At 67.3% G+C, this 13,522-nt stretch carries 15 protein-coding genes; 12 read left to right on the plus strand and 3 right to left on the minus strand.

Annotated elements, in window-relative coordinates; all coding sequences use genetic code 11:
* The first annotated feature begins 59 nt into the window (after positions 1-59).
* From hpaR to HTY51_RS15930, 11 genes are all read left to right on the plus strand, one after another.
* Positions 60-494, plus strand: coding sequence for a homoprotocatechuate degradation operon regulator HpaR (hpaR, locus tag HTY51_RS15880; RefSeq protein ID WP_174253632.1), 435 nt, complete (start codon positions 60-62; stop codon positions 492-494).
* On the plus strand, positions 491-1,162 hold the full coding sequence (locus HTY51_RS15885) for a fumarylacetoacetate hydrolase family protein (protein ID WP_174253633.1): 672 nt from the start codon (positions 491-493) through the stop codon (positions 1,160-1,162). The genes hpaR and HTY51_RS15885 overlap by 4 nt, the downstream gene beginning before the upstream one ends.
* A complete protein-coding gene (locus HTY51_RS15890) occupies positions 1,159-1,911 on the plus strand; it encodes a fumarylacetoacetate hydrolase family protein (RefSeq protein WP_174253634.1) in 753 nt (250 codons plus the stop codon). The genes HTY51_RS15885 and HTY51_RS15890 overlap by 4 nt, the downstream gene beginning before the upstream one ends.
* Complete coding sequence (gene hpaE / locus HTY51_RS15895; RefSeq protein WP_174253635.1) at positions 1,908-3,386, plus strand: 5-carboxymethyl-2-hydroxymuconate semialdehyde dehydrogenase; 1,479 nt, start codon at positions 1,908-1,910, stop codon at positions 3,384-3,386. Before HTY51_RS15890 ends, hpaE begins: the two co-directional genes overlap by 4 nt.
* Positions 3,387-3,473: 87 nt before the next feature.
* Complete coding sequence (gene hpaD / locus HTY51_RS15900; protein ID WP_174253636.1) at positions 3,474-4,397, plus strand: 3,4-dihydroxyphenylacetate 2,3-dioxygenase; 924 nt, start codon at positions 3,474-3,476, stop codon at positions 4,395-4,397.
* Positions 4,398-4,406: 9 nt separating this feature from the next.
* Complete coding sequence (locus HTY51_RS15905; protein WP_174253637.1) at positions 4,407-4,832, plus strand: 5-carboxymethyl-2-hydroxymuconate Delta-isomerase; 426 nt, start codon at positions 4,407-4,409, stop codon at positions 4,830-4,832.
* Positions 4,829-5,650 carry a 2-oxo-hept-4-ene-1,7-dioate hydratase gene (gene hpaH / locus HTY51_RS15910; RefSeq protein WP_174253638.1) on the plus strand — a complete coding sequence of 274 codons (822 nt, stop codon included), beginning with the start codon at positions 4,829-4,831 and terminating at the stop codon, positions 5,648-5,650. The genes HTY51_RS15905 and hpaH overlap by 4 nt, the downstream gene beginning before the upstream one ends.
* Positions 5,651-5,659: 9 nt before the next feature.
* Positions 5,660-6,472 carry an HpcH/HpaI aldolase/citrate lyase family protein gene (locus tag HTY51_RS15915; RefSeq protein ID WP_174253639.1) on the plus strand — a complete coding sequence of 271 codons (813 nt, stop codon included), beginning with the start codon at positions 5,660-5,662 and terminating at the stop codon, positions 6,470-6,472.
* Between the two features lie 11 nt (positions 6,473-6,483).
* The gene (locus HTY51_RS15920; RefSeq protein ID WP_174253640.1) at positions 6,484-7,263 is read left to right on the plus strand and encodes a class II aldolase/adducin family protein; all 780 of its coding nucleotides are present in this window, start codon (positions 6,484-6,486) and stop codon (positions 7,261-7,263) included.
* A 23-nt stretch (positions 7,264-7,286) separates the two neighbouring features.
* Positions 7,287-8,279, plus strand: coding sequence for a 2-dehydropantoate 2-reductase (locus tag HTY51_RS15925; protein ID WP_174253641.1), 993 nt, complete (start codon positions 7,287-7,289; stop codon positions 8,277-8,279).
* An 8-nt stretch (positions 8,280-8,287) separates the two neighbouring features.
* The gene (locus HTY51_RS15930) at positions 8,288-9,193 is read left to right on the plus strand and encodes a DMT family transporter (protein WP_174253642.1); all 906 of its coding nucleotides are present in this window, start codon (positions 8,288-8,290) and stop codon (positions 9,191-9,193) included.
* Positions 9,194-9,238: 45 nt separating this feature from the next.
* On the opposite strand, the gene HTY51_RS15935 is transcribed toward HTY51_RS15930, so the two are convergent.
* The 3 genes from HTY51_RS15935 to alr all read right to left on the minus strand — a co-directional run bounded on the left by HTY51_RS15935 (position 9,239) and on the right by alr (position 12,106).
* Positions 9,239-9,619, minus strand: a complete 381-nt coding sequence (locus HTY51_RS15935) for a hypothetical protein (RefSeq protein WP_174253643.1) — start codon at positions 9,617-9,619, stop codon at positions 9,239-9,241.
* Positions 9,620-9,782: 163 nt separating this feature from the next.
* Complete coding sequence (locus HTY51_RS15940) at positions 9,783-10,994, minus strand: HD-GYP domain-containing protein (RefSeq protein WP_174253644.1); 1,212 nt, start codon at positions 10,992-10,994, stop codon at positions 9,783-9,785.
* Positions 10,991-12,106: an alanine racemase gene (alr, locus tag HTY51_RS15945; RefSeq protein WP_174253645.1), complete on the minus strand. Its 1,116-nt coding sequence runs from the start codon at positions 12,104-12,106 to the stop codon at positions 10,991-10,993. The genes HTY51_RS15940 and alr overlap by 4 nt, the downstream gene beginning before the upstream one ends.
* Before the next feature lie 132 nt (positions 12,107-12,238).
* On the opposite strand from alr, the gene lplT reads away from it, so the two are divergent.
* Positions 12,239-13,522: a lysophospholipid transporter LplT gene (gene lplT / locus HTY51_RS15950; protein WP_174253646.1), complete on the plus strand. Its 1,284-nt coding sequence runs from the start codon at positions 12,239-12,241 to the stop codon at positions 13,520-13,522.

Below are 13,522 nucleotides of genomic sequence, written 5' to 3' on the forward strand. Positions count from 1 at the left end.
GACCGGGCTTGAACACGGCCGCAAAACATTTAACATATTAAATAAATCAAGGCCGACCCATGTCCACGTCCTTTCGACACCGCAACCTGCCCCGCCTGCTGCTGCAGGCGCGCGAAGCCGTGATGGCGCACACCCGCCCCGGCCTGCGCGCCCACGGCCTGAGCGACCAGCAGTGGCGTGTGCTGCGCGTGCTGGGCGAACACGGCGTGGTGGAGACCGGCAGGGTGGCGCGCGAGGCCTACATCCTCGGCCCCAGCCTGACCGGGGTGCTGACGCGCATGGAACGCGACGGCCTGATCCGCCGTGCGCGCGATGCCACCGACCAGCGCCGCACCGTGGTCGAGGCCACGGACCAGGGCCGCCGGCTGGTGGACACGCTCTCGCACAGCATCGAGGCGCACTACGCCTGGATGGAAAAGTCGCTGGGCAAGGAAAAACTGGGCCAGCTCTACGGGCTGCTCGATGAACTGATCGCCCTGGAGGAACCGGCATGAGCATGGCGCCTGTCTGGTCTGCCGGCACCGTCTACGGCGTGCTGCTCAACTCGAAAGATGAGTGGGACAGCTGGGCTGGGCGGATGAGCGAGCCCCCCTACAAGGCGCCGCCGAAGGCGCCGGTGCTCTATGTGAAGACGGCCAACACCTGGAGCGCCTGCGACGCCACCATTTCGGTACCCGGCCACGCGCCCGAGGTGGAAGTCGGTGCCAGCCTGGCCCTGGTGATCGGCACCGCTGCGCACCAGGTCACCGCCACCGGCGCCCTGCAGCACGTGGCCGGCTACGTGCTGGTCAACGACCTCTCGTTGCCGCACGCCAGCTACTACCGCCCGCCCGTCAAGTACAAGAACCTCGACGGTTTCCTTGGCATCGGGCCGCGCTGCGCCACACTGGATGAAGTGGGCGACCCGAGCCGGCTGCGGCTGGAGGTGCGCATCGACGGCCGGCTGCAGCAGACCGTGGACCTGGGGCGCATGCTGCGCCCGGCGGCGCAGCTGATCGCCGATGTCAGCGAGTTCATGACCCTGCGCCACGGCGACGTGCTGCTGCTGGGCCTGGGGGCCAAGCGGCCGCTGGCGCGCGCTGGACAGCGCATCGAGATCCGTGCCGGCGGCGTACCGGCGTTGGGCGTGCTGACGAACACGCTGGTGAAGGAGCAGGCATGAAACACGCACGTGTCGCCTGCGACGGCGCCATCCACGACGCCACCGAGCGCGATGGTCGTCTGTTGCTGGCCGATGGGCGTCTGGTCGACTTCGATGCCGTGACCTGGCTGCCACCGTTGGCCCCCGTACCCTGGCCACGCACCGTGCTGGCCCTGGGCCTGAACTATGCCGACCATGCGAAAGAGCTCGCCTTCAAGGCCCCCGAGGAGCCGCTGGTCTTCATCAAGGGTGAAGGCTCGCTGATCGGTCACCGCGCGCATACCGTGCGCCCGGCCGGTGTGGACTACATGCACTACGAATGCGAGCTGGCCGTGGTGATCGGCCGGACAGCGAAGAAGGTCCGACGCGCCGACGCCTATGACTACATCGCCGGCTACACGGTGGCCAACGACTACGCCATCCGCGACTACCTGGAGAACTGGTACCGCCCCAACCTGTGCGTGAAGAACCGCGACACCTGCACGCCGCTGGGGCCCTGGCTCGTTGACACGACCGATGTTCCGAACCCCATGAACCTGGCGCTCAGCACCACGGTCAACGGCAAGCTCACGCAATCGGGCCACACGCGCGACATGATCTTCAACGTGCCCTATCTGATCGAGTATTTCAGCAGCTTCATGACACTCAACCCCGGCGACCTGATCCTGACCGGCACGCCCGACGGCATCGTCGATTGCCGGCCCGGCGATGTCATCGTCACCGAGATCGAGGGCCTCGGCGCCCTCGTCAACACCATCCGCACCGCATGAACACCGTCATCAACCACCTCATCAAGGGCAAGCCGGTCGCCGGCGTCGATTACTTCGAAACCGTCAACCCCGCCACGCAGGAAGTGCTGGCCGAAGTGGCCGCCGGTGGCGCGGCCGAAGTGCACGCGGCCGTGGCCGCCGCCAAGGATGCCTTCCCCAAGTGGGCCGGCCTGCCCGCCCCCGAGCGCGCCAAACTCATACGCAAGCTCGGTGACCTGATCACGCAGCACGTGCCCGAGATTGCGCGCATGGAGACCGACGACACCGGCCAGGTCATCGCCCAGACCGGCAAGCAGCTGATCCCGCGCGCGGCTGACAACTTCCATTACTTCGCCGAGATGTGCACGCGTGTGGACGGCCACACCTACCCCACGCCCACGCACCTGAACTACACGCTCTTCCACCCCGTGGGCGTGTGTGCGCTGATCAGCCCCTGGAACGTGCCTTTCATGACGGCCACCTGGAAGGTGGCGCCGGCCCTGGCCTTCGGCAACACCGCCGTGCTCAAGATGAGCGAGCTCTCGCCGCTGACCGCGGCACGCCTGGGCGAACTGGCGCTGGAAGCCGGCATCCCGGCCGGCGTGCTCAACGTGGTGCACGGCTACGGCCAGGAAGCCGGCGAGCCGCTGTGCGCCCACCCGGACGTGCGCGCCATCTCTTTCACCGGGTCGACGGCCACCGGCAACCGCATCGTCAAGGCCGCGGGCCTGAAGAAGTTCAGCATGGAGCTGGGCGGCAAGAGCCCCTTCGTGATCTTCGACGACGCGGACCTGGACCGGGCGCTCGACGCCGCGGTCTTCATGATCTTCAGCAACAACGGCGAGCGCTGCACCGCGGGCAGCCGCATCCTGGTGCAGCAAAGCATCTACGCGGACTTCGTGCAGAAGTTCACCGAACGCGCCAAACGCATTACCGTGGGCGACCCGCAGATTGATGCGACCATCGTCGGCCCCATGATCTCGGCCAAGCATCTGGCCAAGGTACGCAGCTACATCGAACTCGGCCCCAAGGAAGGTGCCACGCTGCTGTGCGGCGGGCTGGATCGCCCGTCCTACGCACCCGAATTGCCGGCGCGCGTGAACAAGGGCAACTACGTCTGGCCCACCGTGTTTGCCGACGTGGACAACCGCATGCGCATCGCGCAGGAAGAGATCTTCGGCCCCGTGGCCTGCCTGATCCCTTTCAAGGACGAAGCCGACGCGATTTGCCTGGCCAACGATATTCAATACGGCCTCTCCAGCTATGTCTGGAGCGAGAACCTGGGCCGCGCGCACCGCGTGGCCGGCGCCATCGAGGCCGGCATGTGCTTCGTCAACAGCCAGAACGTGCGGGACCTGCGCCAGCCCTTCGGCGGCACCAAGGCCAGCGGCACCGGGCGCGAGGGCGGCACCTGGAGCTACGAGGTGTTCCTGGAGCCAAAGAACGTCGCGGTGAGCATGGGCCATCACCACATCCCACACTGGGGAAGGGCATGAAGCCCTTCCCCACCAGGGGTGTCATGACACTCACCCCACCCCGACCCTCCCCTTCCAGGGGCGGGCCACGAGTCCAGGAGACCATTCATGGGTAAGCTCGCCTTGGCCGCCAAAATCACCCACGTCCCCTCGATCTACCTCAGCGAGCTGCCCGGCCCGCGACTGGGCACGCGGCAGGACGCGATTGACGGCCACAAGGAAATCGGCCGGCGCTGCCGCGAACTCGGCGTGGACACCATCGTGGTGTTCGACACGCACTGGCTGGTCAACGCCAACTACCACGTGAACTGCGCGCCGCACTTCAAGGGCCTGTACACCAGCAACGAACTGCCGCACTTCATCAGCAACCTGGCCTACGAATTCCCGGGCAACCCGGCGCTGGGCCAGCTGCTGGCGAAAGTCTGCAGCGAACACGGCGTCGAGACCCTGGCCCATCCGGCCACCACCTTGGCGCCCGAGTACGGCACCCTGGTGCCCATGCGCTACATGAACGAGGACCAGCATTTCAAGGTGATCTCGGTCTCGGCCCTGTGCCAGGTGCACTACCTCAACGACAGCGCGCGCCTGGGCTGGGCCATGCGCCGCGCGGTGGAAGAGCATTACGACGGCACCGTCGCCTTCTTCGCCAGCGGCTCGCTCAGCCACCGCTTCGCGCAGAACGGTCTGGCGCCCGAGTACGCGCACAAGATCTGGAGCCCGCTGCTCGAACGTTTGGACCGCGACGTCATTCGCATGTGGCAGGGCGGCGAATGGCCGGCCTTCTGCGAGATGCTGCCCGAGTACGCCAGCAAGGGCCATGGGGAGGGTTTCATGCACGACACGGCCATGCTGCTGGGCGCGCTGGGCTGGTCCGAATACACGGGCCGGGCCGAGATCCTCACACCCTACTTCGGCGCTTCCGGCACCGGCCAGCTCAATGCCGTGTTCCCGGTGCTGCCGGTGCAGGGCCGCGCCATCCCGGCGGCCCAGGCCTCCAGTGCCACCGGCTACCGCGCCTTTCCCCGTCTCTGAGAGTACGCCATGCCTCACCTCGTCATCCTCTACACGAACAACCTCGAAAAAGAGACCGACATGACGGCGCTGTGCCGCAGCCTGGCCGACGTCATGCTGGTGCAACACGACGAGAACGACAAGCCGGTCTTCCCCACCGGCGGCACGCGCGTGCTGGCCTACCCGGCCGCGCACTATGCCGTGGCCGACGACGGCACGGCCGGCAGGGCAGCGGGCGGCAGCGGCGACTACGCCTTCGTCTACCTCAATCTGCGCATGGGCCGTGGTCGCTCCCCCGCGGTCCACAAGCGCGCGGGTGACGCGCTGCTGATGGCCACCAAGGCGCATTTCCAGCCCCTCTTCTCGCAGCGCCACATCGGCGTCACGCTGCAGATCGACGAAGGCCCGGAGGTCTTCGACGCCAAGCACAGCAACCTGCATCCTCTCTTCAAATGAGCGCCTTCACTGCAGAACTCACCCAACAACTGGCCGCCGAACTGCAGCAGGCGCAGGACACGCGCACGCAACTGGAGCATTTCTCCAGGCGTTTTGCCGGCATGAGCATCGAGGATGGCTACCGCGTCAGCCGCGCCTGGGTCGCCCTGCAGCTCGCCGCGGGCCGCCAGGTCATCGGCCACAAGATCGGCCTGACCTCGCGCGCCATGCAGCAGTCCAGCCAGATCGACGAGCCCGACTACGGCACCCTGCTCGACTCCATGCTGTATACCTGCACGCCAGGCCAGGTGCTGGACATCCCGGCTTCGCGCTTCATTGCGCCGCGCGTGGAAGTGGAACTGGCCTTCGTGCTCAAGGCGCCGCTCAAGGGCCCGAACGTCACGCAGGCGCAGGTGATCGCCGCCACCGACTACGTGACCCCGGCCATCGAGATCATCGACGCGCGCATCGAGCAGTTCGACCGCCATACGAAGGTCATGCGCAAGGTCTACGACACCATCAGCGACAACGCGGCCAACGCGGGCATCGTGGTCGGCGCCGCGCGCGCCCAGCCAACCGAGGTGGACCTGCCCTGGGTCGGCGCCATCCTGCGCCAGAACGGCGTGGTGGAAGAGACCGGCCTGGCCGCCGGCGTGCAGGGCCACCCGGCCATCGGCATCGCCTGGCTGGCCAACAAGCTGGCCCCCTGGGGCGAACATCTCGAAGCCGGGCAGATCGTGCTGGCCGGCTCCTTCACGCGCCCGGTGCCCGGCAAGGCCGGCGACCTGTTCGAGGCCGACTACGGCCCTCTCGGTCCGTTGAATTTCCGTTTTGTCTGAGGACTCCGCATGAAAACACCCGTCAACCCCTTCAAGCAGGCCATCGCCAGGCAGCAGGCCCAGATCGGCCTGTGGGTCAACCTGGGCCATCCCGTCAGCACCGAGATCTGCGCGGGCGCCGGCTTCGACTGGCTGCTGCTCGACGCCGAGCACTCGCCCAACACCCTGCCCACCCTGCTCTCGCAGCTCCAGACCATCGCGGCCTATCCGGGCTCGCACCCGATCGGTCGTGTGCCGCTGGGCCACGGCGAGGCCGGCACGGCCACCATCAAGCAGTTCCTGGACCTGGGCTTCCAGACCCTGCTGGTGCCCATGGTGGACACGGCCGAGCAGGCCGCGGCGCTGGTGCAGGCCATGCGCTACCCGCCCGAGGGCGTGCGCGGCATGGCGGGCACACGCGCGGCGCGCTGGGGTCGTTACCCCAACTACGGCAAGGAGGCCAACGAGCAGGTCTGCCTGCTGGTGCAGGCCGAGTCGCGCACCGCACTCGACAACCTGGAGGCTATCGCCAGCACGCCCGGCGTGGACGGCGTTTTCATCGGCCCGGCCGATCTCTCGGCCTCGCTGGGCTACATCGGCCAGGCCACGCACCCCGAAGTGCAGAAGGCCATCGACGATGCCATCCGCCGCATCGTGAAATGCGGCAAGGCCGCGGGCATCCTGATCAGCGACGAGACGCTGGCGCGCCACTACCTGGCGATCGGCGCCAGCTTCGTCGCCGTGGGCCTGGACACGCAGATCCTGGTGCGCCAGACCTCGGCCCTGGCCGCACTCTACAAAGGTGACATCAAGCCCCTGGCCGCCGGCGACAAGGTCTACTGAGGAGCACGCCCATGAATGCCCTGCAACACCCGATCACGCCCACCGGCATGCATGCCGACGAATGGGCCGCGCGCCTCCAACTGGCCGCCTGCTACCGCATCTTCGCGATGCTGGGCTGGACCGAGATGATCTACAACCACATCACGCTGCGCCTGCCCGAGAGCGTGAGCGGCCAGGAGAAACAGTTCCTGATCAACCCCTTCGGCCTGCACTACAGCGAAGTCACCGCCAGCAATCTGGTGAAGATCGACCTGCAGGGCCGTGTGCTCGACGGCTCCACGTATCCGATCAACCCGGCCGGCTACACCGTGCACTCGGCCATCCACGCCGGGATAGCGGACGCGCACTGCGTCATGCACACCCACACCACGGCCGGCGTGGCCGTGGCCTGCCAGCAGGGCGGGCTGGCCCAGAACAACTTCTATTCCGCGCAGCTGCACGACATGGTGGCCTACCATGACTTCGAGGGCATCACCATCCACGCCGAGGAGGCGCCACGCCTCCTGAAGAGCATCGGCAGCAGACCGGCGGTGATCCTGCGCAACCACGGCCTGCTGGCCTGGGGTGCCACGCTGCCGCAGACCTTCGCCATCCTGTGGACACTGCAGCGCGCCTGCGAGATCCAGCTGGCCACCCTGAGCATGGGCCCGGCCATCCCCGTGCCCGAGGCGATTGCGGCCAGATGCACGCGCGACGCGCTACAGTTCAATCCGAACCATGGCGCCGGACAGGACGTGTTCGACGCACTGGTGCGGCAGGTGGACCGTCTGGACGCCAGCTACAAGAACTAAGGGCCCACGGGGAGAGGGACAGCATGAACGACACGCCTTACGGCAAGGTTTGCATCTACGGTGCCGGCGCCATTGGCGCCTGGATGGGGGTGCGGCTGGCGCGTGCCGGCTGCCAGGTCAGCGTGGTCGCGCGCGGCGCCACGCTCCATGCCCTGCAACAGCACGGCTTACGCTGCCAGATCGACAAGGAACTGCTCAGCGTACCCGTACAGGCCAGCGCCAACCCGGCCGACCTGGGCGTGCAGGACCTGGTGATCCTGGCAGTCAAGGCCCCGTCCCTGCCCGAGGTGGCGCGCCAGATCAAGCCCGTGCTCGGTCCTTCCACCGTGGTGCTCACCGCCATGAACGGTGTGCCCTGGTGGTTCTTCCAGGGTTTTGGCGAGAAGTTTTCCGGCACCCAGCTCAAGGCCATCGATCCCAGGGGAGAGATCGCCGCCCACATCCCGGCGGCGCAGATCGTCGGCGGGGTGGTGCATGCGAGCTGCTCGATCAAAGAGCCGGGCTGCGCGCAGCATCACTTCGGCAACCGCCTCATCATCGGCGAGCCCTCGGGCCAGAAGACCCAGCGCGTGCAGCAGCTCATCGCCCTGCTGGGGCAGGCGGGTTTCGAAGTCGAGCTCTCGGCCCAGATCCAGAAGGACATCTGGTACAAGCTCTGGGGCAATATGACGGTCAACCCCGTCAGCGCGCTGACCGGCGCCACCACCGACAGGATCCTGGGCGACAAGCTGGTGCGCGATTTCATCTCGAAAATCATGCTCGAAGCCAAGGAGATCGGTGCGCGCATCGGCATCCCGATCTTCCAGCAGCCCGAAGACCGCCACGCCGTCACGATGAAACTGGGCGCTTTCAAGACCTCGATGCTGCAGGACGTGGAAGCCGGCAGGCCCATGGAGATCGACGCCCTGGTCACCGTGGTGCAGGAACTGGGTGCGCTGACCGGCGTGCCCACCCCCTGCACCGACATCCTGCTGGGGATGAGCCGCCTGCAGGCGCGCGTACGCGGCCTTTACTGAGCCCCCTCATGCTGCCTGCTCCGCTGGCGCTCAGCCGCGCCGCCTTCTTCACCCTGCTGTTCACGGCCTGCCTGTTCGGCGCCAACCACGTGGCCGCACGCCTGGCCTTCAACCACGGACTGGACGTGGCGACTGCCGTGCTGGTGCGCAGTTTCGTCACCGCCGCCGTGGTGGGCGGCATCGTCTGGCTGCAAGGCGTGCCCCTGCGCATCACACCGCGCCAGCGCGGTTTCCTGCTGCTGATCAGCGCCCTGGTGGCCGTGCAGAGCCTGTGCCTCTATGCCGCCGTGGTACGCCTGCCCGTGGCCCTGGCCCTGCTGACCTTCAACACCTACCCGCTCTGGACGGCGCTGTTTGCCTGGCTGCTCTACCGCCACCGACCGGAGCGCGCGGTGCTGCTGGCCATGCCCGTGCTGCTCTTCGGCCTGGCCCTGGCGCTCGATGCGCTGGGCGCGGCCTCGGGCCTGGGAGCTGCCGGGCAATGGAGTCGCATCGGCGCCGGCGTGGCCTTTGCCATGACCGCGGCCGCCGTGTTCGGCGCGGCGCTGGTCTTCACGCAACACGAGGCGGCCGGCGTGGACGGGCGGCTGCGCACGACCATCACCATGGCCCTGGTCGGCCTGCTGGCGCTGGTCGTGGTGCCGTTGCAGGGCGGCCTGCACCTGCCGCAGGCAGCAGCCGGCTGGTGGGGCCTGGCCGGGCTGACGCTGTGCTACGGCACGGCCTTCACCATCATGTTCACGCTGCTGCCCAGGCTGGGCGTGGTGGGCAGCTCGCCCATCATGAACGTGGAGCCGGTGGCCGCGCTGGTGCTGGCCTGGGCCCTGCTGGGCCAGGCTATCGCGCCGGTGCAGGTGGCTGGCGCCCTCATCGTCGTCGGGACCGTGATGGCGCTGGGTCTGCGCAAGCGCTGAGCGCGCGCAGCAGGCCAGGCCGCACACCCGGCCATCCCGGATCGATCACCTGGGCAGGCAGCGATAACGTCCGCGGGCGTCGTCTTCGTATTCGCCGCTGTTGCCGAAGCTGATGCCGCCGACGCACGCGGCGTAGCGGTACTGTCCCTCGACCACGATCTCTTTTTCTGCGCCCGGCCTCAGGTTGTCGGAGTGGGTATAGAAGCCGCCCTTGGGACCGTCACCGCAACGCTTTTTGGTGTACTTGAGGTCACCGCACCAGATCACGAAGATCTGCTTGTTGCAGGTATTCGTGAACGTGACGCGCCCATTGCGCTCGCTCACATCGACGCAGCGCTGAGCGTTCTCGCCCGGGTTTCGGGCGTGTGCGTTCACGGTCACGACCAGCAAACAGGCCGCGATGCTCAAGAGACGTTTGAAATTCATGGTACTCCCTGGTCAGCTAGGTTGAGATGCAAAAGTGGAGGGCCGCTGGGCCCGCAGGCACTCTAGCCCGGCCCTGCGGTCTGCCCACCTCGGACTAACCCTGAGGGGTATCTCGTGTGTGAAAAATGTCACGGCCACGGAACGTGGCGTGCAGGGCGCGCCTTCAGCGCCGGATCTTCTCGCGCGCGCGCCGCACGCGCTCGACGTTGATCGCCACCTTGCCGCTGCGAAACAGCATGGGGGAGGCGATGGCGTAGGCCGGGTCCGCGGTGTCGAGGCAGTGGTAGTTGAAGGCCGGCATGCCGTTCTTGTCGACGATGACGATGACCCAGGGCGTGTTCGCGCGTAGGCCGCGCTGTACCGCCACCGCCGTCTCGCCACTGACAAGACGCACATAGGTCCCCGGCGGATAGAAACCGACCGCCGCGGTCAAGGCACCACCGACCGAGGCGGTGACTTCCTTCTCGGTCTGCAGGTAGATGGACTTGGCCGACTCCAGCGGCGAGAGCGCCTCACGCGTGCGGCGTGCGGCCATCTTGGCGACGAAGACGTCGGTCATGCTCAGCAGCCGACGCGCCTGCAGGTTGTGCGGCAGGCCTTCGGCGCTGTCGGGCTGGTGGTGCCAGCGCACCAGGTCCAGCTCCTCGACGTCCTCGATGCCCAGCCAGACCAGTATCTTGAGGCTGAGCTGCGGATGGTCCTGGATCAGCTGGCGCTGTTCGGGCGTGGGGGCCTCGTTCTGGCGAGCCAGCACGTCCTGCTCGCGGGCCATGCCGATGTTCATGGTCAGCGCCGCGCTCATCAGCGACTGCCGCTGCTGCGGGTTCAGGCCCAGCTTTTGCGCCGCCAGCTCGCAGACGCAGGCACACAGCAGGGCATGCGTGGCGCAATAGCCCAGGCTGCTGTCGGCCAGGGCCTGGAACAGGCAGAACAGGCTGTCGTCGGCGTCCGCCTGGAGCAGCGCACGCGCCTTGTTCTCCAGGGCTGCCAGGCGCGGCAGGGGATTGAGCGCCAGCCCCCCCTGGTAGAGGATGCCGCGCAGCACCTCCTGCAGATCCATCCAGCCGCCGTTGAGCTGCTCGCCCACCATGTAATCGCGCTCGCGGATGGCGCTGGGCATGGGCAGGCGCGCGATCTGCTCGACCTCCACCCCTTCCATCAGCATGGTGTGCACCATGCGCTCGTAGGAGCGCTGCCAGGCTTGCGCCTCGGCCTCGGTGGTCGATGCGTTGTGGGCGTAGAGCTTGTCGCGGTGCTGCTCGGACACGATGGGCTGGCCCTTGCGCAGCAGCAGCAGGCCGTCGGGGTTCCATACATTGACCGGCAGGGGCTTGCCCACCGGCAGCATGGCAATGGGGATGGGCACGTACTTCATGCGAGCTCCACCGGCACGCGCGCAGCCAGCGCGCACATCAACTCATACCCCACGCTGCCCCCGGCCTGGGCCACCTCGTCGATGGGCAGGAGGGTCCCGTTGGAGGCGCGGCCCCAGAGCGTGACTTCCGAGCCCATGCCCGCAGCGGGCACCGGCGTGAGGTCCACCGTGATCAGATCCATGCTGACGCGTCCCACAAGGCACGTGCGCACGCCGTCCACCAGCACCGGCGTGCCGCGCCCGGACGTGCCGGCGCTGGCGCGCAGGTAACCGTCGGCATAACCGCAGGCCACCACGCCGATGCGCATGGGCTGGGCAGCCGTGAAGGCAGAGCCATAGCCCACGCTGTCTCCCGCGGCCAGCTGCTGCACACCGACGATGCGCGAACGCAGTGTCATGGCCGGCTGCAGCCCCCAGTGGGCGGCGCTGTGCTCGGGGAAATCGGGCGAGGCGCCGTAGAGCAGCACACCGGGGCGGATCCAGTCCGAACGCAGGCTGGCCGCGGCCTGCGGCCCCATGTGGCGCAGGACCGCGGCGCTGTTGCTCACCGAGCGTTCGCCCGGCAGGTCCTGCGTGGCGGTGTTGAAAGCGGCCAGCTGCTGCGCCACGCCCTTGGCGCCGTCGGCATCGCTGAAGTGCGTCATGAGCGAGATCTCATCGACCTGCGGCAGCGCGTTCAGGCGGTGCCAGGCGGCGCGGAACTGATCCGGCTTGAAGCCCAGGCGGTTCATGCCGCTGTTCATCTTGAGAAAGACCCGGTGCGGCGCATGCGTCTTGTGCACGGCCAGCATGTCGATCTGCTCGCTGCAATGCACCACGTGCCACAGGTCCAGGCGCGAACACAGCTCCAGGTCGCGCTGCTCGAACACGCCCTCCAGCAGCAGGATGGGCCCGCGCCAGCCCAGGGCCCGCAGCGCTGAAGCCTCGGTCAGGTCCAGCAGGGCAAAGCCGTCGGCACCACGCAGCCCCTCGTAGACGCGCTCGATGCCGTGCCCGTAGGCATTGGCCTTGACCACCGCCCACACCCTGGCGTCAGGGCTGGATTGGCGCGCCCGCGCCAGGTTGTGGCGCAGGGCTTCGACGTGGATCTGGGCTTGGATCGGGCGGGACATGCTGGTGCGAACTATCTCTGGGCGGGGTTTTCGTCAACCCCGTAGCTTGAATTGTGACATCGCCCACCATGCTATAACCCGGCGTCGATTGGATTTTCATAACAAGTACGAGCCCCCCGGTCCCCCCTGCCCATGAAACGCGGTTTCTACACCATCATGTCGGCGCAGTTCTTCAGCTCGCTGGCTGATAACGCGTTGTTCGTCGGGGCCGTGCAGCTGCTGCGCAGCGAGGGCGCGCCCGAATGGCAACAGGCGGCCCTGGTGCCCATGTTTGCCCTCTTCTACGTGATCCTGGCGCCCTTCGTGGGCGCTTTTGCCGACGCCCTGCCCAAAGGCAAGGTCATGCTGGTCAGCAACGGTATCAAGATCATCGGTTGTCTCATGATGCTCTTCGGCACCCACCCGCTGATGGCGTATGCCATCGTCGGCCTGGGCGCGGCGGCCTATTCGCCGGCCAAGTACGGCATCCTCACCGAACTGCTGCCGGCCTCGCAGCTGGTCAAGGCCAACGGCTGGATCGAAGGCCTGACCATCGCCTCCATCATCCTGGGCGTACTGCTGGGCGGCCAGCTGGTCGGTGCGGCCATCTCCAGTTCCCTACTCTCCTTTGACCTGCCGCTGATCAACACCGGCATCGACAGCGCGCCGGAAGCCGCCATCAGCGTTCTCATCCTGGTCTATCTGCTGGCCGCCTGGTTCAACACCCGCATCCCGCACACCGGCGTGGAAATGCGCCCCATGCCGAAGAACCCGCTGGCCCTGCTGCCCGACTTCTGGAAATGCAACACCCGGCTCTGGCAGGACCGCCTGGGCCAGATCTCGCTCTCGACCACCACGCTCTTCTGGGGCGTCAGCGGCAACCTGCGCTACATCGTGCTGGCCTGGGCCGCGGCCGCGCTGGGCTACAGCGTCACGCAGGCTTCCTCGCTGGTCGGGGTGGTGGCCATCGGCACCGCCGTGGGCGCCGTGGTGGCCTCGGTGCGCATGCGGCTGGAAGATGCGCCGCGCCTGATGCCCCTGGGCATCGCCATGGGCCTGCTGGTCATCCTGCTCAACTTCATCGACAACGTCTGGGTGGCCGCACCCTTCCTGATCCTGCTGGGCGGCCTGGGCGGTTTCCTCGTGGTGCCCATGAACGCGCTGTTGCAGCACCGCGGCCACAACCTCATGGGCGCCGGCCGCTCCATCGCCGTGCAGAACTTCAACGAACAGGCCTGCATCCTGGGCCTGGGCTTTCTCTACAGCTTCTCCACCGGCATGGGCCTGTCGGCCTTCGCCGCCATCACCGGCTTCGGTATCCTGGTGGCCGGGTTCATGTGGCTGATCAAGCGCTGGCACGAGAACAACTGCAAGAACTATCCCGAGGAGGTGGAGCACCTCATCGAGATCGCCCGCAACGACCACCTCCACGGCTAG

Origin of the sequence: Rhodoferax sp. BAB1, assembly GCF_013334205.1 — a bacterium.
Lineage (GTDB): Bacteria > Pseudomonadota > Gammaproteobacteria > Burkholderiales > Burkholderiaceae_C > Hylemonella.

Coding starts and splice junctions, on each gene's coding strand:
- hpaR (WP_174253632.1), top strand. CDS start 60: ATGTCCACGTCCTTTCGACACCGCAACCTGCCCCGCCTGCTGCTGCAG.
- HTY51_RS15885 (WP_174253633.1), top strand. CDS start 491: ATGAGCATGGCGCCTGTCTGGTCTGCCGGCACCGTCTACGGCGTGCTG.
- HTY51_RS15890 (WP_174253634.1), top strand. CDS start 1,159: ATGAAACACGCACGTGTCGCCTGCGACGGCGCCATCCACGACGCCACC.
- hpaE (WP_174253635.1), top strand. CDS start 1,908: ATGAACACCGTCATCAACCACCTCATCAAGGGCAAGCCGGTCGCCGGC.
- hpaD (WP_174253636.1), top strand. CDS start 3,474: ATGGGTAAGCTCGCCTTGGCCGCCAAAATCACCCACGTCCCCTCGATC.
- HTY51_RS15905 (WP_174253637.1), top strand. CDS start 4,407: ATGCCTCACCTCGTCATCCTCTACACGAACAACCTCGAAAAAGAGACC.
- hpaH (WP_174253638.1), top strand. CDS start 4,829: ATGAGCGCCTTCACTGCAGAACTCACCCAACAACTGGCCGCCGAACTG.
- HTY51_RS15915 (WP_174253639.1), top strand. CDS start 5,660: ATGAAAACACCCGTCAACCCCTTCAAGCAGGCCATCGCCAGGCAGCAG.
- HTY51_RS15920 (WP_174253640.1), top strand. CDS start 6,484: ATGAATGCCCTGCAACACCCGATCACGCCCACCGGCATGCATGCCGAC.
- HTY51_RS15925 (WP_174253641.1), top strand. CDS start 7,287: ATGAACGACACGCCTTACGGCAAGGTTTGCATCTACGGTGCCGGCGCC.
- HTY51_RS15930 (WP_174253642.1), top strand. CDS start 8,288: ATGCTGCCTGCTCCGCTGGCGCTCAGCCGCGCCGCCTTCTTCACCCTG.
- HTY51_RS15935 (WP_174253643.1), bottom strand. CDS start 9,619: ATGAATTTCAAACGTCTCTTGAGCATCGCGGCCTGTTTGCTGGTCGTG.
- HTY51_RS15940 (WP_174253644.1), bottom strand. CDS start 10,994: ATGAAGTACGTGCCCATCCCCATTGCCATGCTGCCGGTGGGCAAGCCC.
- alr (WP_174253645.1), bottom strand. CDS start 12,106: ATGTCCCGCCCGATCCAAGCCCAGATCCACGTCGAAGCCCTGCGCCAC.
- lplT (WP_174253646.1), top strand. CDS start 12,239: ATGAAACGCGGTTTCTACACCATCATGTCGGCGCAGTTCTTCAGCTCG.